The sequence below is a fragment of the Paenibacillus typhae genome (assembly GCF_900099765.1).
Lineage (GTDB): Bacteria > Bacillota > Bacilli > Paenibacillales > Paenibacillaceae > Paenibacillus_AQ > Paenibacillus_AQ typhae.
Map to the genome: position 1 here is coordinate 309799 of NZ_FNDX01000003.1, position 20942 is coordinate 330740.

The 20942-nt window shown below is 50.6% G+C and carries 11 protein-coding genes, 6 tRNA genes and 2 rRNA genes; 4 read left to right on the forward strand and 15 right to left on the reverse strand.

Translation table 11 applies throughout. From position 1 onward, the window contains the following. The first annotated feature begins 70 nt into the window (after positions 1-70). Positions 71-841 carry a DeoR/GlpR family DNA-binding transcription regulator gene (locus tag BLR64_RS04620; RefSeq protein ID WP_090712628.1) on the forward strand — a complete coding sequence of 257 codons (771 nt, stop codon included), beginning with the start codon at positions 71-73 and terminating at the stop codon, positions 839-841. 20 nt (positions 842-861) lie between these two features. On the opposite strand, the gene BLR64_RS04625 is transcribed toward BLR64_RS04620, so the two are convergent. After that, a complete protein-coding gene (locus BLR64_RS04625) occupies positions 862-1278 on the reverse strand; it encodes a hypothetical protein (protein ID WP_090712630.1) in 417 nt (138 codons plus the stop codon). Between the two features lie 534 nt (positions 1279-1812). Here BLR64_RS04625 and BLR64_RS04630 point away from each other — a divergent pair. Next, positions 1813-7194 (forward strand): CBM35 domain-containing protein, encoded by a 5382-nt coding sequence (locus BLR64_RS04630; protein ID WP_090712632.1) that lies wholly within the window; start codon positions 1813-1815, stop codon positions 7192-7194. Between the two features lie 390 nt (positions 7195-7584). Here the strand turns inward: BLR64_RS04630 and BLR64_RS04635 are convergent, their stop codons facing one another. The 6 genes from BLR64_RS04635 to BLR64_RS04660 are packed head-to-tail and all read right to left on the reverse strand — an operon-like array spanning position 7585 to position 14801. Next, a complete protein-coding gene (locus BLR64_RS04635) occupies positions 7585-8709 on the reverse strand; it encodes a DUF4432 family protein (protein ID WP_090712634.1) in 1125 nt (374 codons plus the stop codon). After that, positions 8699-9406: a beta-phosphoglucomutase gene (gene pgmB, locus BLR64_RS04640; protein WP_244157612.1), complete on the reverse strand. Its 708-nt coding sequence runs from the start codon at positions 9404-9406 to the stop codon at positions 8699-8701. The genes BLR64_RS04635 and pgmB overlap by 11 nt, the downstream gene beginning before the upstream one ends. Next, positions 9387-11705: a glycoside hydrolase family 65 protein gene (locus BLR64_RS04645; RefSeq protein WP_208607130.1), complete on the reverse strand. Its 2319-nt coding sequence runs from the start codon at positions 11703-11705 to the stop codon at positions 9387-9389. Before BLR64_RS04645 ends, pgmB begins: the two co-directional genes overlap by 20 nt. Continuing rightward, complete coding sequence (locus BLR64_RS04650; protein ID WP_082707840.1) at positions 11702-12526, reverse strand: carbohydrate ABC transporter permease; 825 nt, start codon at positions 12524-12526, stop codon at positions 11702-11704. Before BLR64_RS04650 ends, BLR64_RS04645 begins: the two co-directional genes overlap by 4 nt. Before the next feature lie 20 nt (positions 12527-12546). Further along, positions 12547-13422 (reverse strand): carbohydrate ABC transporter permease, encoded by an 876-nt coding sequence (locus tag BLR64_RS04655; RefSeq protein WP_090712639.1) that lies wholly within the window; start codon positions 13420-13422, stop codon positions 12547-12549. Between the two features lie 32 nt (positions 13423-13454). Continuing rightward, a complete protein-coding gene (locus tag BLR64_RS04660) occupies positions 13455-14801 on the reverse strand; it encodes an ABC transporter substrate-binding protein (RefSeq protein WP_090712641.1) in 1347 nt (448 codons plus the stop codon). A 318-nt stretch (positions 14802-15119) separates the two neighbouring features. On the opposite strand from BLR64_RS04660, the gene BLR64_RS04665 reads away from it, so the two are divergent. Both BLR64_RS04665 and BLR64_RS04670 read left to right on the forward strand, forming a co-directional pair. Next, positions 15120-16952 carry a sensor histidine kinase gene (locus BLR64_RS04665; RefSeq protein WP_208607131.1) on the forward strand — a complete coding sequence of 611 codons (1833 nt, stop codon included), beginning with the start codon at positions 15120-15122 and terminating at the stop codon, positions 16950-16952. Beyond that, positions 16945-18567, forward strand: coding sequence for a response regulator (locus BLR64_RS04670; RefSeq protein WP_090712646.1), 1623 nt, complete (start codon positions 16945-16947; stop codon positions 18565-18567). Before BLR64_RS04665 ends, BLR64_RS04670 begins: the two co-directional genes overlap by 8 nt. 529 nt (positions 18568-19096) lie before the next feature. Here the strand turns inward: BLR64_RS04670 and BLR64_RS04680 are convergent. From BLR64_RS04680 to BLR64_RS04715, 8 genes are all read right to left on the reverse strand, one after another. Further along, positions 19097-19173: transfer RNA gene (locus BLR64_RS04680), tRNA-Arg, on the reverse strand. 6 nt (positions 19174-19179) lie between these two features. After that, a tRNA-Gly gene (locus BLR64_RS04685) sits at positions 19180-19254 on the reverse strand. A 59-nt stretch (positions 19255-19313) separates the two neighbouring features. Next, positions 19314-19391 (reverse strand) — tRNA-Asp (locus tag BLR64_RS04690). A gap of 10 nt (positions 19392-19401) precedes the next feature. After that, positions 19402-19475: transfer RNA gene (locus BLR64_RS04695), tRNA-Met, on the reverse strand. Between the two features lie 17 nt (positions 19476-19492). Then, a tRNA-Val gene (locus BLR64_RS04700) sits at positions 19493-19568 on the reverse strand. Between the two features lie 66 nt (positions 19569-19634). Beyond that, a tRNA-Glu gene (locus BLR64_RS04705) sits at positions 19635-19709 on the reverse strand. Positions 19710-20427: 718 nt separating this feature from the next. Next, positions 20428-20544 (reverse strand): 5S ribosomal RNA (rrf, locus tag BLR64_RS04710). A gap of 146 nt (positions 20545-20690) precedes the next feature. After that, positions 20691-20942: ribosomal RNA gene (locus BLR64_RS04715) — 23S ribosomal RNA — on the reverse strand; the annotation flags it as partial.

Sequence of the window (20942 nt, forward strand, 5' to 3'; positions counted from 1 at the left end):
CTGACTATCTTGCAGTCAAATGTAGTACACTATGAATAATATTTGATTTTGTAGACAAGGGTGGGTAAGCATGAAGGCATTTGAACGGAGAGATCTGATCATTAACGAGCTGTACCGGCATAAAAAAGTGCATGTCGCTGACCTTGCGCAGAAATTCCAGGTGTCCGAGGAGACCATCCGCCGCGATCTGGACAAGCTGGACAAGGAAGGCCTGGCCAAAAAAAACTACGGAGGCGCCATACTAAACGCCCATACCAACGAAGACCCTTCATACGCGAGCAGACATCAGGTCAACCTTGAGGCTAAAGGCATTATTGCTTCCAATGTGCTGGATCTGATTAATGACGGGGACAGCCTGATGACGGATACGAGCACAACGGCTTTTGAAGCCCTGCGCAAAATCACCGAATCCAAGCACAACCTGACCATCATCACCAATTCACTCGCGGTTTTATCCGAATTCCAGCATTCCGGCCATAAGCTGATTTCCACCGGCGGCACACTCGGACCCGAGACCAGCTCCTTCGTCGGCCCCACCGCCTCGCAGACCATCCAGAAGTACAATGTGGACGTCGCCCTGTTCAGCTGTAAAGCACTGTCGATGACCGGCGGGCTTAGTGATTCCAATGAGGAAGAGAGCGAGCTGAAGATTCTGATGCAAAAGCAGGCCAGCAAAGTTGTGCTGCTCGTCGACCATTCCAAGTTTGACCGGATTGCCTTCATCAAGCTGTTCAGCTTCGATAAAGTGGATTACATTGTCACTGACGAGAAGCCTTCGGAGGAATGGATCAGCTTTCTGAACAGCTATCAGGTGTCGGTACTGTATAATTCCGGGGAGTAGACAGCCAGTATCACTTGTGCCTATCGATGAAACACAACCATCAAAACAATAAAGACGATGCTCAGCAGGCCGAACAGCTCCAGTACATCTTCCCTTGGCCATCTCCTCCGGACGAAGACGATCGAGGGATGAGCAAGACCAGCTATCAGATACAGCAGGGACAGCAGCAAGCCAAAGCTCATCAGGGAAAATAAAGGATTGTCTGCGCGGGGTACGCCGAGGAAGATTACAAGTAATATTAAGACAGTCACAAGTCGCAGTGCCCAACGGAAAAACAGGATCACCGGTCCGGGTTGGGAAGGCAGAACGTTTTCGTTCACTTCCTCAACTCTGGATTGCTCCTCCTTTAATGCCCGCTCCCATGCCTCCGGGTTTTCTTTGCGTATTTTATGCATTTGATTAGCATTATCGATACGCTGTCTGATGAACTTAAACATGTGTTGGCCTCCTTAGGGTACCGTCAAGAACATTGTATATCCAGGTAAAATAATTCTTTCTAGTGAAACGGGATAGGGTTCTTCATACATTCCATTACGGCTGTTATGGTTTCCTGTCTCTTCACTGGTCATGAATTGCTGGATTTCAGCTTTCATGATGATTCTAAGTGTCTTTCACAAACGGAGTGGCGGATCCAGCGGAATTTCACCTCACATTTCTCTTATTTACCCCAATCCACTCCGGGCTAGCCTCTGACCCAAAGTAAAAATAATATAAGAAAGCTAGATAAATAGTAAGAACAGCCGAATCTCCCTCCAACTTGCTGCTCAGGCAAAGTTAATTCCTCAAAATATCGCAAAACATCATGCCGAAAAACAGTTCCCCTTCTATTTTATAATCAATGTGCAGCGCTGCAGGTTTTTTTGCAAACGGTTCCAAATCAATATTACCTATTATGGAGGAGGTGTACCGTAGCGTCTGATCTACAGCAACACAGAATTCCCCGATTATAATTTTTATTGAAGGAGATTATTATGAGGAAAAAAAGCTTAATCATGTTACCCTTTGCGATCCTGCTTTCATTATTGCTGGCAGGTATCTCCAGTGCTGATGTTACCTCAAGCTATGTGAACCCGCTTATGGGAGGCGCTGACCCTACCATTGCCAGAGCGGCAGACGGCTATTACTATTCAGCTGCTTCAGGCGATAACAATATCACCCTGAAACGGCATGAGACCCTTCTCGGAGTATCCACTGCCAAGAGCAAAATTGTCTGGAAGAAGCCGGATAACTTCGGGTACGTATGGGGTCCGTATATATATAGGCTGGACAGCAAATGGTATCTGTATTTCTCATCTGGTCCCGAGACCAGCTTCGGTTATGGACATCCAAGCTCCTACGTTCTGGAGAATGCTTCTCCCGATCCGTTTGAAGGAACCTGGGTTCTCAAGGGTCAGTCCGCCAATAAGGACGAGAACGGCCAGGCTACGGTTAAGCAGGGGCTGCTGAACACAGAGGGCTTTGGTTTAGCCTGCGGGATTGTAACTATTAAAGGGGAACCCTATTTCACCTATACTAAATATTACTATTTCCCGGACCCGCAGAATCCGCAAAATGAGAAGTTCGATGAGAGTCCGACCATTGTCAAAATGAAGAACCCTTGGACACTCGAAGGTCCCGAAGGTACGGTAGCCATGCCGACATACGACTGGGAAAAACATGGCGACAATATCAATGAAGGTGCTGCACTGGTCGAGCGGAACGGTAAAATCTATTTTGCCTATTCTGCCAGCAGCTTCATGAATGATAATTATTCAGTGGGCTTATCGGTAGCGGATGCGTCCTCTGATGTGATGAAGGCCGAATCATGGGTCAAGCAGCCTGAGCCTGCCATGAAGCGCTCGGATGAGAACAGCTCCTACGGGCCGGGATCGCCCCTGTTCCTGAAGTCGGAAGATAATACCGAAGACTGGATTCTGTATCACGGTATACCGACCCACGGGCAAGGCGGCAGCAACAGAGGAATCAGAGCGCAGCGTATCCACTGGGATGATAATGATTTCATCAATCTGGGCATTCCTTCTAACCCGGGTACTGTCCTGAACAGACCTTCTGGAGAGGAAAAAAGCGAAATTTACGAAGCCGAGGAGGCAAAGCTGTCCGGTGTTGCCAGAGTCGTCGGAACAAGTGCTTTTGCTTCAGGCGGCGTATATGAAAAATTCAGTAACAGCAGCGAAAATGACTATATAGAGTTTACTGTAAACACAAAGACCGCAGGAACCTACGCTATGGACTTCAGATATAACAACAACACGGCGGATGCTGTATCCATGAACCTCAGCGTGAACGGGCAGACAGCCGGAAAGGTTTCTTTTGCCTCTAACGCAGGCTTTGCTGCCAACTTTGATCTTCAATCCGTCTATAATGTTAATCTGCACGCCGGAGTGAACACAATCCGCCTCTCCGGAATGAGCAACTTGGCCTTGGATGCCATGATCATCAAAAGAAGTACCTTATATGAAGCAGAAAATGCGGAGCTGTCCGGCAACGCCAGGGTAGACGCAGACCATCCGGGTCATAGCGGAACCGGGTTTGTCGGCGGGCTCTGGATGTCAAATTCCGCAGTCAACTTCAAGGTCAGCGCCGCTGCCGCCGGCAACTATTCCATAAATCTGGGCTACAGCTTAGGATTTCCGGATGACAGAACCTTGACTATGTATGTGAACGGGCAAAAAATCAAGAAAGTGGATTTCTTTAGTCAGGCCAACTGGGACAGCTGGGCCGACCGGTATGACAATGTTTTCCTCAAAGAAGGGGAGAATACCATCACCTATAAATATGACGAAGGCGACACCGGCAACGTCAATCTGGACTATATCACCGTTACCGAAGCCACCACCTGGCACTATGGTGCGGAAGATGCAGTCCTTGCAGGCTCAGCTGACGCTACGGTCGTTTACGCCAAAGACACTAATATGGGAACCGGGTATGTAACCGGACTATCCAAAGCCGGTTCCTCCGTAGAGTTTGCTGTAAACATTGAGGATGCGGCATCTTACGATGTGAAGCTGAGATATGCCCGGGAAGCTGAAGGCAAGACCTTAGGCTTATATTTGAACGGCACATATGTTAAAAGCATTACCCTCCCTGCCACCGGCGGACTTACCATCTGGAAAGAGCAGCTTGAGACGTTAAGTCTTAAAGAGGGAAAGAACTTAATCACTTACAAAAATGAAACCGGTAACTCTGGCATCATCAATCTGGATAGCATTCATCTGAACAAACGGACACCTTGGAGATATCAGGCAGAGGATGCAGCCCGGACAGGAAGCCTGCAGATCGGCAAGGATCATTTGTGGTATGAAGGCAATGGTTTTGTCGGCGGATTCGAGCAAGTAGAAGATTCGCTCAAGTTCGAAGTGAACGTGCCTAATACAGCTGCTTATACGTCTACGTTGCGCTATTCCGGCTACCATCAGACTGATATAACGATGACGCTGGTTGTTAACGGACAGAAGGTCAAACAACTCTCCTTGCTTCCGACAACAAGCTGGGATGCCTGGACCAACAGTACGGAAACCCTAAATCTCAAAGCCGGTAAAAATATTATTGAATTCGTCCGTGAACCGAGCGATTCCGGAAGATTCAATATCGACAGCCTTACCATTGATAAGGCCAGCGGCGGTTCAATGCCTTCGATTGCCGGAAAGATCATTCCTGAGAAAATGGTCAAAATTCAGCCTAAACACAGCGGAAAATCCTTGGACGTGGATAGAGTATCCAGCAGTCCGCTAGCGGTCATTAACCAGTGGTCCAATGGTGACGGAAACAATCAGCTGTGGAGATTTCTGGATCTCGGCACAGGATATTACCAGATCATGTCGGTGCACAGCGGTCATGTGCTCGATGTTCTTCCCGGTTCTGGCATGGAGCAGCTATGTCAGAACACCAAAGCCACTGGCTCTATCCCGGATACACAGCAGTGGAAGCTGGAAAAGGACGGCGATTACTATAAAATTGTGAACAAAAGCAACAACAAGGTCATTACTGTGGAAGGAAGCTCCAAAAATGACGGTGCAAGAGTGCAGTTAGCTGAGGATCAGGGGCTGGATAGTCAGCGCATGCAAATTGAAATCCGCAATCTCAGCCATAGTGAAATCAACGCATTCACGGAGCGGAATGAGCACTATAATATCAGCTTTAATGCAGATGGCGGAAGTCCGGCACAGACGGTTGTTCAGGCTGTCTACGGTCAGCTGTTGACTGCTCCGGAAGTAACGAAGCAGGGCTATATACTGGAAGGCTGGTACAACGGTGCAGTGAAATGGGATTTCGGCGCCCAGACCGTGCCTGGTATATTGACGCTGAATGCCAAATGGACTCCCAAGAAGCTTGAGGTGCAGATTGTCAGCGAAGGCTCGCTGCGCGCAGGAACAGACGGAGTGCTGCATGCTGCGGGTAAAGGAACAGGAACCCTCTCTTACCTTTGGTATGTTGACCAGGGAGAAGGCTACGGCGAACCGGTCGGTTCGGGCCATACCCTAACGCTTACAGCATTAACAGCAGAAATGAGCGGCTACCGTTATAAGGCAGTCGTGACCGATGAAAGCGGCGTAACCGGAGAGCAGGAATATATCCTGCAGGTGCTGCCGGCTGAGGTAGAATGGATTACTCCTGCCTTTGTATTGGATCTTCCGCTGACACTAGAAGCTGTGGCGGGTGAACCCTTAACACTTCTGGTAGATACGACAGGAGATATTGCCTCTATTGAATGGGAAGTGAAGCAGGCGGGAGGAGATGACTGGCAGCCGGTTACAACCGTTACCAGTGCGGTCTACCGCTTCACACCGGAGCTTGCAGCAGACGGGACACAGTTCCGTGTGGTCCTGACCGGCAAAGCAGAAGAGAATCCGGAACGCATCACCGGAACGGAACTGACTCTCAAGGTCTATCCGGCACATGAACTCCCGTCGGTAGATTCCTTTACGGCGACCGTTAACCCGGTAATCGAAGGGAATTCAGTGACCTTCACTGTTGTCGCCCATTCGGTATATGGGGATTTGAGCTACCGCTGGTTTAAGGATGACCTCATCGTGAATGGCGCCACCGGCAACAGCCTGACTCTTGATAAGGCTGCGGTATCGGACGCCGGTGCTTATAAAGTTGAAGTAACCAATACCCGTGTCATTGGTAGCCGCCCATATACGGATGCGGTCCATACAGAGAGTATTAATCTGAAGGTGAACCGTCAACAGGTAGTGCCAACCGATCCTCCGGTGACGCCGGCAACACCTCAGCCAACCTTAACACCGGCTCCAACCGCTACGCCGAAACCTTTGACTGCAGTGGTATCAGCCGCCCAGCTAAGCAGTCCTGCGATGAACGGTGTGGTTACCGTGCAGGTAGGGCAAGCAGCCGCAATTGAGCTTCCGATCAATGCCGGCGAACTGTTGGGAACAAGCTCCCTGCATCTACAAGGAGATGGAGTTGAGCTTACGCTGGCTCCGGAGCTGCTGAAGCAGTTGGCTGAAGCTGTGCCTGCTGCCCAGCGCAGCGGTGCGAAGATCGTCCTGACCGCGGAGCTCAAGGCGCTGGCACAAGCTGCGCTGAAGGCAGAAACAGGTGTAACCCTGCAGGGGCAACTGCTGAACTATGATCTGAGTCTGTCTTTAGCCGATGGCACCATCAAGCGCACCGGAAAATATGCTGCGCCTGTAAGCCTAAGCTGGCCAGCCGGTAATGGCCTCGATCCGAAGCTGCTGGGCCTGTATCTGGTCGGAAGTGATGGTACACTCACTTACCTTGGCGGTGCAGCTGAAGGCAACAAGCTAATTGCAAAGCTTGACGGCAACGGAACGTACGCACTCCTTGAGTACTCCAAGCAATTCAGTGATGTTCCGGTCACGCACTGGGCCTTTGATGCCTTGCGTGAGCTGTCTGCGAAACATCTGATCAAGGGCATCTCGGAGCAGGCTTATCAGCCTGGCCGGAATATTACCCGAGCTGAATTCGTACAGCTGCTGGCCAATGCATTACAGCTCAGCGGCAGCGGCACCACCTCCTTCGCCGATGTTCCGGCAGGCGCCTGGTACGGGGACGCGCTTTCGGGCATGGTGCAGGCCGGTCTGATTACCGGCCGGACGGCGGATTCCTTCCAGCCGAATGCTGAAATCAGCCGTGAAGAGATGACCGTCATCCTGATGCGGGCGTACCGCTTTCAGCAGGGTGCCATCCCGACTGGTACGGACAGCCTGTCTATGACAGATGCTGCCAGTATCTCTGACTGGGCAGCAAAAGCAGTGGCTGAAGCAGCTGCCCTTGGCTTTGTGAAAGGACGCGCGGATGGTACCTTCGCTCCGAAGGCCTCCGCCACCCGTGCCGAAGCTGCGCAGATCCTGATGAACTATTTACGGTAAGATATTAAGAAGATGCCCCCCATGCAATACTGCTGGGGGGCGTCTCTTTTGTATATCCTATGAGTATTTAGAACGGTGGTCAATCCGGCCTGTTTCTCTAACTTCATTTAAGAAAATGAACGCTTTGTCGTGAGTGATCTGACCTATGTAAAGGTTCAGAACAAATGGCACTATATTATTTACACAACACAGGGCCACACAAGGAACCTTTGACAATAGGACGCTCCCTCGCAAGAAATGGAATTTCATAGTCTTCGCCACTTGCAAATCGGGAAGCCCCCGCCTGCGCCCGAATACCAAAAAACCAGCCGCTGGCAATCCGCCATTGACTGGTCAATTAAATGTCAGTTTTTAAACCTTAAAGATTTCTACACTGCTGCCGTCAATCAATCATTCCGCCGCACTCCGGATCATCTGCGTAAGGGTGGCAATTTCCTGCGGGTCATGGGTTGCCCCCAGGATGATCCACCCTTTGCACTCACCATGCGGTCCGACATAGACAATTTCGCCGTCGATCGTTTTTTGCTTCAGGGAATTGGGTCTCGTCTTGCATGGCTCCAGCGCATACATCCAGTCCCTGGTGGCCCGTTTGGCAATCAGGGAGCGGGGATAGCATCGCAGAGAACGGATGACATAAGCCGCGGTATCCTGGCCTGCATTCACCAGCATTTCTGCCGTGAGCGCTGAATCACCTTCTATGTCATTCCAATAATCACGGACCAGCGGCAGAGCAGCGAGCCCTTCTACAGGCTCCGGAACATATTGATAACAGCGGATCGGGTCCAGACGGGTCATGGTGTCGTAGACAGCACAAGGATTCTCTTCCGGCGGAGCAGCATCGCGGAGCAGCATTTTGCCGGGCGGGACCGGCAGGATATAGCTTCCGCCTTCTGACATGTAAGGCCCAGCCAGCTGGATATGGTATCCGTCATCCACGGGCCGGGCAATATCTGTCAGATTCCGCACCGTATCCTCCCGGAGCAGCGTTGCTGCCCCGTAACAGGTTATGATCCGGATAACTTTGTCATACACAGGTACGGCTTCATACCCTCGTAAGGGAACCTTCCCCTCCAGGGTGATCTGCCGCTCATCCCAGCTCAGCAGGACCGATTCCGGCAACGCCGGAGAGTAGGACCCCGTCCCGTGGACGGTTCTTACCTCATCCGGCGTGCCGAATATTTCCGGCCCTATGGCAGCAACCGCTGCATAGAAGCCTGAATCCCAGCCTGAATGCTCATTGTCTGTCAAATCCACATGCACCGGATGCAGCAGGTACCGCATATCGCGCTCCCAGCTGATCTTCCCTGCATCCAGCCTGAGCTCTCCGATATCCATTCCCCGCTCCAGGATCACAGTATAGATAAGTCTGCCATTAGATACGGTCAACTGGTGCATCCGCGAACTGAAGCGGTCTGTCAAAACCTCCAAGGCAACATAGCCGCCTCCAGGCAATGCATGCGGTATACCCGGCTCCAGCTGTCCCAGCGTCAACTTGGAAAGCTGCTCATTGTTCATCCGTGTACTCTTCCCGTCCGATATGACCGTTCACGCCGATATGGCTCAGCAGAAACACCGGCTCCAGCTGCTCCAGGCTGTTAACCGTAAGATGCGCGCGGGCAAGCATCTGCCCGTCACCGATGCCGATCACGCGCATCCCTGCGCGGATCGCACCTTCTACACCGGCGGCAGCATCCTCGAAGACATAGCAGCCGTCCGGAGATGCGCCGAGCTGCCGGGCGGCTTCCAGGAACACCTCGGGGTCCGGCTTCGCCCTCACAATGCTGTTCCCGTCTACCACCACGTCAAACAGTGGCCTGATTCTTACCTTCTCCAGAATCAGCGGAGCATTCTTGCTGGCCGAGGCAATGGCTGTTCTGACTCCCCGTGAATGCAGCAGCCCAAGAAAGCTGCACACACCTGGCAATACATCGTACGGTGTAAGCGTCTCGAGCAGCCCTTTATACCACTCGTTCTTCCGGGAGGCCAGCGTCTCCTTCTGCTCCGGCATCAGATCCGTGATCCCGCCGGCACGCAGCAGAAGCTCAAGCGACTCCATGCGGCTGACACCCTTCAGCTGCTCATTCTGCTCTTCGCTGAACGCGAACCCAAGCTCTCCGGCAAGACGCCTCCAGGCCTGGTAATGAAATTTAGCAGTATCGACGATGACCCCATCCAGATCAAAAATGGCCGCTTCAAATGGTTGCGCCTGCAACAGAATCCCCTCCATTCAGCTTGTGAACTTCATAACCATCCTGAATAACCGTTACCCGGTAGCGTTCGCCCCGCCAGGCCAGCGGGAAGCTTAGCTCCTCCCAGCCCTCAGGCAACCGGGGCTGCAGCTCAATGCTCTCACTCCACATCGCACTCTTCAGACCGGCAAAGCCGTACACGATCAGCTGCCACAATCCGCCGCAGTTAGCGATATGAATCCCTTCAGCGGCGCCTTTCTTCTCTGCGGAGAGATCAATAGCCATCACCCGCTGCAGGAAATTGGCTGCAGTTTCCTTCTGGTTCAGCCAGGAAGCAACAATACCGTGCACCGCCACCGACAAGGAGGAATCATGGGTTGTGATTGGCTCATAATAATTATAGGCAGCCTTCAGCTGCTCCTCCGTGAATTCCTGCGGGAACAGCAGCATAAGTTCCAGTACATCCGCCTGCTTCAGCGCCTTGGAGCGGTAATTGCGCTCCTGGGAGATGAAATGGCCGAAGGGTCTGGACCTGTCGGTCCAGATGCTGTCAAAATCTAAATCTGCATAAGAAGCGAAATCATCTGATTGCGGTACAATCTCCGTCTTGCTGTCATATGGCAGTCTCAGCTTCTCCGCCGTATTCCGGAAGAGCTCACGCTCCTCCGGATCGAGACACAGCCGTTCTGCCGCAGCCGCATAGCTCTCCGGCCTAATGCCCTGCAGGCTGTCCAGACAGGCAACGGTCTGCTCCAGGCTGAATTTGACCATGCGGTTGGTGAAGGCATTGTTACGGGTTAAAGGCAAATATTCGTCCGGGCCCATAACGCCGAGCAGCTCGCAGGTTCCCTCCCGGTTCCAGTCCACCCGGCCGCACCAATAGCGAGCCGTCTCTACCAGCATGTCAATGCCGTACTGCTCCAAAAATGCTTCATCCCCGGTAGCCCTGACATAATGATACATAGCATATACTATGTCCGCTGTTATATGAATTTCATGGTCTGCATACTGCCAGTTCGCACATTGCTCTTCCCCGCTTATCGAGGACTCCCAGGCATAACGTGCTCCCCGGTATCCGTATTTCTGTGCGTTCCGCTTAGCGCCTTCCAGTGTATTGTATCGGAACAGCAGCAGATTACGGGCGGCCTGCGGATTGGTGTGCAGGAAGAAAGGCAGCAGGTTGATCTCTGTATCCCAGAAATATCTGCCGAAATATGCCTCACCGGCATAGCCCTTGGCACAGATCGCCACCCGGGCATCCCGGGCCGCATTCGAGCGGATCAGATGATAGAGCGATGCGCGGACACTTAATTGCGCGTGATCATCGCCTTTGATGGCGACATCGGCTTCCTGCCACTTACGCTTCCAGCTCTCTGCATGCCGGTGATACAGCTGTTCCCAGCCCAGACTCCGTGCACGGCTCAGCTCTGTAAGCGCCCTGCTGCGCACCGCCCCTTCCTCCGGATCACGGTCCGTTGTTACCGCAATCAGCTTGCTCAGCGTGAACCGGTTCCCGGCCTGCAGCTTGCATTCCCCGCGCAGCGCAGCCATCAGCGGAGTATGTTCTGCTTGCCAGCTTAACGGTTCTGAGGTTTCCAGGACAGCATGCATGAAGATCTGATTGCCTTCCTCCGTCAGCGTCTCCAGGGACATGCTGCCTTCATTGAAGTCAGCCGACGGGATGACTCGTGCAAAATGATTCATGCCATTGGTCCGCACATCTGCCCGGAGGGTTGCTTTCACCTCCAGTTGGACTTCACCCGTTAAGACTTCGAGCTGAACCTGCTGGATGCTTAGATGTGTATCCGCCATGCTTAGGTACCGGCTGTAGGTACATTGAAGTTTCATACCCTCTTCCGTCTCCCACAGGAAGGAACGGTGAAGTCTTCCGTCACGCAGATCAAGCCTGCGGCTGTAGCCGCTGATCCGTGAGCGGTCCATATCCAGACGCTCGCCCGCAGAGCGGAATTCAAGTCCCAGGAAATACGGAAGATTCACAATCTCCTCCTTCAGTAAGGGATGCTGCCCGACAATGCCCGGGATATAGGTTCCTTGCTTGGACTTCGGGTGCCGCGGCTTCTCCAGCGTGACGTTATCCGGAAAGCGCAGATACTCTTCATCCTGAGGGGCATCGCTGCATCCCTCCTCAAAGCTTGCGCGGACATGCATATAGCCGTTCCCCTGGGTAAACAGCCCTTCATAATGCTTGTGCAGTCCGGCGTGATACCCATTTTCCTGCAGGCACCACAGGTTATCCTCATTCATCTGCCATCCTCCGATTTCTCCGGCATATTCCCTTTCAGTCATCCTCCGCTTCATCATCCCTTAACCGCTCCCGCAGCAAGACCCGATACCACCTGCTCCTGCAACAGGATATAGACCACTATACTCGGGATGATGACGACCATCGTGGCCGCGAACATGACCCCGTAATCACTGGCAAACTGGCTTTTGAAATAATAGAGCGCAAGCGGCAGTGTCCGGCTTTGATTGCCTGTCGTCAGAATGATCGCGAATTGGAATTCATTCCAGCAGAGCAGGAACTGCATAACACCCGCCGTGCCAAAGCCCGGTTTCGAGATTGGCAGAATAATCCGGAAGAAGGTCTGGATGAAGCTGGCTCCATCCAGATAGGCTGATTCTTCCATCTCCTTCGGGATGGTCAGGAAATAGCTGGATAGAATATACAGTGAGACCGGCAGCCCAAAACCGGTATACACGATAATCAAACCGATCAGCTTGTCATACAGCCCAAGCGTGTTAACTGTCAGATACAGCGGCTGCAGCATGGCTGCGCCAGGTATTAATAGAGACAGGGAGAACGCGGCCATCAGCAGCTTCTTGCCGCGGAACTGGAAACGCGCCAGTACATAAGCAGCCATTCCGAGGAGCAGCAGATTGAGTAATGTCCCGAAGATCGCAACGATCACGCTGTTAATGTAGAACCGGGAAATCGGCGCTATTTTGAAGGCCATTGTATAATTCGAAAAGCGAAAGCTGCTAGGCCAGCCAAGCGAATTCGTCAGAATCTCGGCATTTGTCTTAAAGGAAGCCAGCAGCACCCACAGGAACGGGCCCAGCGACAACAGGACGATCAGCAGCACAAAACCATATTTGAGTACAGACAAACCTTTTTTCAACATTCTCACCCCATCCGCTCCATTCAGTTTTGGGAGCTGCCTATTCTGAACAGATTTCGGCACAGCAGTACAAAGATCAAGCCAAAGCCGATTAGGAAGACACCAACTGAATTGGAATAACCAAAGTTGTTATCCATCAGAGCGGTCTTGTAGATATAAATGGGCAGGTTCATGGTTTCATTACCAGGCCCGCCGCCTGTCGTCATCAAAATAATATCCATCTTCTGCAGCATGCTTGTGCCGGACAGAATAACGCAGGTGCCGATAATGTTGCGCAGCATCGGAAGGATGATGTACAGATTGATCTTGAAACTGCTGGCCCCGTCGATGCGTGCGGACTCATACAGGCTTTCGGGAATCGCCGCGATTTCGGCCAGGATCAGAATGGTAACCACTGCTGCATAGGGCAGCCAGGTCATGGTGACAGAGAGAAAGGCGGTGGAATAATCCATGAACCAGTTCTGGGAGTAATCGGCATTGCCAAACATACGGACAATGCTGTTCACCGCTCCGAAATCAGGATTAAGCATACACAGGAATAGCATACCTACAGCTGCCCCTGAGATGATGTTGGGAAACATGTACACCGTTCGTGCAAACTTCCAGTAGAACTGCTTCATACTGAGAATGATAGCGAATAGGGTACCGATGGCGACGTGAACCGTGGACTGGAGTGCAACCCAGATCACCGTATTCAGTGCGCTTTTGCGAAAATCGGAATCGTCCGTAAACAGCTGGATGTAATTGGCCAGACCATTAAATACAGGACTCCGTCCCGCTGACCATTCTGTAAAGGACGTACCGAACAGTATGACAAGGGATACGGCATAAACAATGATAAACAGTGCCACGGTGGGCAACAGGAAAAGCGCGATATACCCTTTATTTTTCCTAACCATCCATATGGTCCTCCCCAATCTTAAGCTTCTATTTATTTATTTTTGGCAGCAATCTCCGTCAGTTCCTTAGCAATCTCTTCTGCAGTCGCCCGGCCGGCTGCCAGCTTCGGATACAGGTTCTTCCAGGCATCGGTTACGTTCGGGTAGACAATGGAGTCCAGTGTCCGGTAATGGAGCTGTGTTTTTTGAGCGACTGTGATCGATTCGACCATGATCGGATATTTCTCTTTAAGGGCATCTGATGGCTGAACTTCACTCGATACCGGCATTACGTTGCCGTATTCAAGCGCAATGGTCTGTCCTTCAAGCCCGGTTTTAAACTTGATGAATTTCTCAGCGGCATCGCGGGTTTCCGGCGTCTGGGCTCCAATCATATAGCCAACCTCATAAGTGGAGATCAGGCTGTTGTTCGGATATGCGGCAACACCGACTTTTTTATCAAAACCTTCACTGGATTTAGCCGGATCGCTGAAGTCTCCAATCATCCAAGGACCGTTGGCAATCATCGCCGCCTTGCCCTGGCTGAAAGCATTCGCTGCATTGGCATAGCCCGCACCAAGCGCATCCTTGGTCGTATACTTCGCCAGCAGATCCTTCATCATGTTAAGCGCCTGAATCATTTCCGGTGTATTGAAGTCAGTTGGGTGCAGGGTGTTCATGAATGCTTTGCCGTTCTCCCCGTTTGTACCGATCATCGCGGCAAGCAGCAGATTGGACGTCCAGGCGTTCTCCCCGGTCATCAGCGCAAGCGGCACGAAGCCTGCAGCCTTCAGCTTCTCGTTGTTGCTCATGAATTCATCCCAGGTCTCAGCCGGCTTGATGCCCGCCTTCTCAAACATTTCTTTATTGTAGAAGTAGCCGATATTCTGCTTCTGGTCACTGATGGACCAGACCTTGCCGTCCCGGGTATTGGAAGCAATAGCATCATCACCGATCGCCGCTTTCCATTCCGGGTCCTTGTCCAAATAGTCATTGAAAGGGGTTGCAAGATTTCCTTTGATCAGCACATCATTAATGCCGTCCTTACCCATAACGACATCCGGCACATCACCTGAGGCTGCCAGAATCTTGATCTTGTCGACGTATGCGGCATCACTTGGAATTTCTTCAACTACAACTTCTACTTCATCACCGTATTTTTCATTAAACTGCTTAATCTGTTCTTCTTCCATCTTGGCAGACGCATGGGTGCCGACCCGGAACGTAAGATACGATATTTTCACCGGTGCCTTGGCCGCAGGTGTAGCATTTCCTGAGCCGGAATTTGCCGCTTCTTCGCTGCTTTTAGGTGAATTGTCTGGACCGCAGGCTGATATAGACACCGCCAAAAGCAGAGCGCTGGCCAGAGTAAGGCCCGTTTTGTACAATGGTTTTTTCAACTTAAATCCCCCTTAAATAATTATGGCCTGATTCAGGTGCGTAACCCGGATGGCCAATTACAGTTGTTTACAGCTCTCATTGTAGAACAAAGATAAATCCGATAGAATTCGTTTTTCAGCATTATCTTTTATAATATCTTGAGCAAATGAGGCAGCGCGGCAGAATCATTGAAAGGGTTTTCAGTTTTTTTTAACTCTTTGTCGTTATCTTTACCACATGACCGAAAATGACCCGATTTCGCACTCTCCGGGTATTCGCCGTCAATAAATGATTATATAATGGCCTTACTAAAGTATCCCTACCAAGGAGCAAACAGCATGTTCAATCCACAGATTCTGCGCCGCCTCACCCTTCGTCCGGTTTCCGGTTTCATCTCCCGCATTCCGGTTAGAAACAAAATTGTAATGATCATCTTTCTTCTGATTCTGCTGCCGATGACGTTTGCAGGCTGCTATTTCTACTGGAGTATCTCCCAGATTCTGACTCGCAATGCCAATGACAATCTGTCCCTTCTGATCCGCCAGACCAACGATAATATTACGAAATCCTTTGAGATAATTGATAATACCTCCCTGCATTTCCTCTCCAATAAAATGGTAAGAACCTGGTTGATTGACGATGTACCGCTGGGCGATGACTTTTACAAAGACTTCACCAATAAGACCGGACTGGAAGAGGATCTTAAATATAGCCTGATGTTCAACAATGCCTGGAATTTCAGCCTGCTCTCTACCGCTTATGTATTTTTTGATTCCAGTAACTATGTATCTGTGCTAAAGTCCCAACCTAATATTGAACAGGTGAACAAGAACAATCTTGCAGTTTACCGGTCAGTGAATGAACGGACGTTACGGGGAAAGGAGATTATTACCCCAAGCCTTGCAGATCCTACATTATACTTCATACGGATTGTATCTAATATCAACCTTCCCAAGCAGCGCCTGACGCTGATCTTCGGTACGAATGAAGCAGACTTAGCTCAGGAATACTCCGGGCTGCTCACCTTCACGGGTGCCAAGGCCTACATTATTGATGCTCAGGGAATGATCTATTCCAGCGCCGATAAGCAGGAGTTAGGCTCTATTATCTCTTCCGATATGCTGGCTCTGGAGGACAACACCGAGGTAAGAGAAATCAGGCTCAATCAGGAGACCTATCTGGCGGCTTCCCGCAGCATCGGCAACACCGGCCTTACCTTTATCGCAGGCATACCCAAGAAGCAGGTACTCTCCAAATTATCCGGGAGCATGCATAATTACATCTGGATCATCACTCTGATTGCTGTTGTATCGCTTGCCGCCGGAGTCCTGCTGTCCCTCCGGTTTACCCGGATCATCCGTGATCTGCTGCGGAGTATCCGTAAGGTCAAGAATGGGGATTACAATTCAAGAATGCCGGTCTTCAAGGATGTAGAGCTCAATCAGCTCAGCAGCACCTTCAACAATATGACTGACGAGATCAATTATCTCATTAAGGAAGTGTATGAGAAGCACCTGCTGATTAAGGATTCGGAAATCAAGTTTCTGCAAGCCCAGATGAATCCTCACTTTCTGTTTAATACGCTGATCACCATCGGCTATAAAGCCAGGCTGTCAAGAGATGAGACCGTTTACAAGATGGTAACCTCCCTTACAGAACTCCTGCAGGCGAGCATTTATTCCAACAGCCTGGCCAAAATCCCGATCCGGCAGGAGCTGGATTTCATCAGCTTCTATTTGTATCTGCAGAAGGAGAGGTTTGAAGATAAGCTGGAGTATACGATTGAGATCGAGGATGAAGCCATACTGGATCTCCTGCTGCCCAAACTGAGCGTCGAGCCTTTGGTGGAGAATGCTGTGGTGCACGGTGTCGAGAAAATGCTCGGCAAAGGGCGAATCCACATCCGCATTTACCGCAAAAACGAATCGGTTTATTTCGAAATCACGGATAACGGCACAGGCTTTGAGCATGTGCCGCGAGACTGGAATAATTTCGAGAACCTGACGATACGCAAACAAGGCCATAACAACATTGGTCTGATCAACACGCATAAACGGGTCAAGCTGATCTACGGCGAGCCCTACGGCATTGAGATCGAGAGCGACTTTGGGGCCGGCTCCAGAGTAACTCTACACATACCTGCAGATCGGGGGGAGCAACCGTATGTATAAGGTGATGATTGTTGATGATGAGCCTGTGATCAAAAAGGGGCTGCAGTGTTTCATTGATTGGAGTGTCCTGGAGTGCGAAGTCGTCTGTGAGGCCTCCAACGGGATCGAAGCCGTCGAGCTGCTGGACTATTATGAGATCGATATTATAGTAACCGATATCCGGATGCCGGGAATGGATGGTCTTGCATTGTCAGATTATGTACACCGGAATTCTCCGCAGATCAAGGTGATCATTCTTACAGCCTTCGCGGATTTCTCCTACGCGCAGACCGCCATTCAATATGAAGTCGTCGATTTCGTGGTCAAGACCAATCCAACAGAGCAGATTCCGCGGGCCATTGAAAAGGCAACCCGGCTGCTGGAAAAAGAGCGGGAGCAGATGCAGAAGGTGCGGCAACTGGAGAGCAAGCTCAACGATAATCTGTCCGAAATTAGTGAGAAATTCCTGAAGGAAGTGTTAGGGGGCCTGATTAGCGATGAATTAAGTTTACTCAGCCGCTCCAGAGAGCTGGGACTAGAGCTCAAGAACTATTTTGGAGTCTATATGGAGGTTAAAGAAATACCAGGGCCCCAGGCTAACAGCAGCGCAAAGACAAATGAATATCACCGGTTCCTGGCCTCCATCCGTCACTTCCTTGTACTAGCTTTCGGGGAACGCCCTTCTTATATTATGCCCATGGAAAAAAACACCCTGCTGGCGCTTGTCTCCATGGACGGCAGCAATGCATCCGTCTCCACCCAGACGCTGCTTACAATCAGTAATGAAATCCTCGCCATGGCTGAGAACTTCAGGCAATATCATGTCAATGTCGGCATCAGCCTGTTCCATCGGGATGTCCTGTCACTAAGGGAGGCCTATCTTGAAGCAAGAGAGGCGCTGCAGGGCAGCTTTTATAATGATAATTATGTGGCTGTATATATGCCTTATACGGGCAAGGCACTGACTCCCGGAGCTCCGCCCCATCACGCCGCCGAGCAGATCGCCGGACATCTTCAGCAAGGCCATAGCGAGCTTGCTATTCAGCAGCTGGACCAGTTACTTGAGAATTACCGGAGCACCAAAGAGCCAATTGAGAATGTAAAAGTAGCTTGTCTGCTTATCGGTTCCTACTGCTTCCGTCTGCTGAGCACAAGTACGCCATTCGCACCGGAAATCGAGGAGAGCCAGTCTGCGGTGTACAAGCAAATCCAGGAAAGCACGAGCATTCAGCTTTTAACAGACATCCTTAAGCGTTTAATCCAGAGCTGTTCCAGGGCAATGGCTCAGAATGACATACAGCCCAATTACATTGTTATCGAATGCCAGAAGTATATACGGGAGAATTACAACCAGAACCTGAATCTGCAGATCATTGCCGATCATATCCACATCAACAGCAGCTATCTGAGCCGGCTTTACAAAAAGGTAACCGGTGAATCCATCATCGATGTGATCAACAAATACCGGATTGAAATGGCCAAGAAGCTGCTCCGGAATCCGGCGAGCAAAGTCTTTGAAGTCGCAGAAGCCGTTGGAATTGAGACTCCGGCCTATTTCACCCACGTGTTCTCCAAATATACAGGCATGAGTCCCAAGGAATACAAGCTGAATTATTCACAGACTGAATTGGGATAAAAAAACACCTGGAACGCAAGGCAACAAACGCAAACCAGCGATCCTTCCTGACATCGGAGGACCGCTGCTTTGTTGATGATTACAGGTGCTTCTACGCTAGTCCGATCAGCCGTTGATCAGGGGAACGGCCTCGGCACGGGTAGCTTGGGTCTGCGGCCTATTGCTGCCGTCGTCCGACATGCGGCGATGAGGCCTGCAACAGAGCTTCTACCACCGCATCAATGGCCCACCCTCAATGCGCACGGCGTTGGCGACCCACCGGCCGCATCAGGTCCGGAAGCTGCTTACGCCGGGACTCCGGCCAGACTGTTAATATTCTCGTACGCCCAGCGGCCCGCAGTACCCGTGAAGGCATTCAAATGTCTTCCGAGCCCCAGGAGAAAATAAGAGGATTCGGCGTTAATTCTATGGATCATCAGGTTCAGAATAATTAGGTGCTTTTTCCACTGAATTCTGAGGAACAAGATTTCCCGAATAATAAAAAAGTTCATTAGATATAAAATCTAATGAACTGTTGATGTTATAATAATGGCGCGCCCTGAGAGATTCGAACTCCCGACCTTTTGATTCGTAGTCAAACGCTCTATCCAGCTGAGCTAAGGGCGCAAATATTGGAGCGGACGACGGGAATCGAACCCGCGACCCTCGCCTTGGCAAGGCGATGCTCTACCGCTGAGCCACGTCCGCACACGGTATGTATTTCTGCATTTCTATGGGCTTGTCAGACCCTATAAACAAAATACTAATGGCGGAACCGACGGGATTCGAACCCGCGATCTCCTGCGTGACAGGCAGGCATGTTAGGCCAACTACACCACGGTTCCAAGAAAACAATTGCGGGGGCAGGATTTGAACCTGCGGCCTTCGGGTTATGAGCCCGACGAGCTACCGGGCTGCTCCACCCCGCGTCAGTAAAAAGTATATATGGTGGAGGCTGAGGGGATCGAACCCCCGACCCTCTGCTTGTAAGGCAGATGCTCTCCCAGCTGAGCTAAGCCTCCCTGTAAGAAGCAACTTAATGATCTTACCATGGATCCATTATAAAAGCAAGCTTTATTTAAAAGTAATGGTGACCCGTAGGGGATTCGAACCCCTGTTACCTCCGTGAAAGGGAGGTGTCTTAACCCCTTGACCAACGGGCCTAATCAACAATCTTGTTTGTGACAACAAAAAATATTATATCATAAATAAATATGAATAGCAATAGGTTAATCAATATTTTTGAGAGCTTACGAAACATCATGTACGCTTAAGGGGGCGTTTGCTGCTTGGTATGTAGAAAACCTCCATGCCCCCGCCTATGTCATGTTTAAGTCTATGGCTATGCTCAGGTCTCTGTCTCTGTCTATGTCTATGTCTATGTCTATGTCTCTGTCTCTGTCTCCGTCTATGCTCACCTCTCTCTCTATATCCATATCTATTACCTACATCTGTAGGGCCACTAGTCGATCTGCGGATCTACGTAGTCCAGAAGCCTCTCCTACTCTTCCATATGCATCTAGCGGACTCCAGAGCCCTTATTTCCCCAGGAACAGGCTCATGACCGGGCTAACGGACCGTACCGCTCTTATCATCACTGCAGCAGCCTACTTTTGGGGATTTTTCCGTAAATAAGAGCATTGGTGTCCGTTAGAATATAGAAACATCACTTTGGCTGGAAATAAAGGCTGCTCAGTCCGTTAGAAATAAGAGAGCAGTTTCAGAATCTTTCTAACAATAATTATGTTAGTCACGTAATACCTGCTTAGACACTTATTTTCACTAAGACAGTATATATGTGACCATTTCCCGATCATAATATTTGGTTAATTTGTAACGCAAACAAAAAACCACAGCTGATAATCAGCTGTGGTCTTAAGTGCTTGGCGGCGTCCTACTCTCCCGGGACCCTTCGGTCCAAGTACCATCGGCGCTGGAAGGCTTAACGGTCGTGTTCGGGATGGGTACGCGTGGAACCCTTCCGCTATCGCCACCAAACGGGCATTTGCAATACAAATGCATAATACAGGAATCAGCATCGCCAAATGCTGAATAATCAATCTTTATCATCAGGCCGCTTGTGCCTTCTGAATCAGAGCTTGATTCCTGAAAACTGAATCCGAAACGAATCTGCGATTTAAAGATTGGATAAGCCCTCGACCGATTAGTATTGGTCAGCTCCATGCATTGCTGCACTTCCACCTCCAACCTATCTACCTCGTCGTCTTCAAGGGGTCTTACTAATTGGGAAATCTCATCTTGAGGGGGGCTTCACGCTTAGATGCTTTCAGCGCTTATCCCGTCCGTACGTAGCTACCCAGCCATGCTCCTGGCGGAACAACTGGTGCACCAGCGGTACGTCCATCCCGGTCCTCTCGTACTAAGGACAGCTCCTC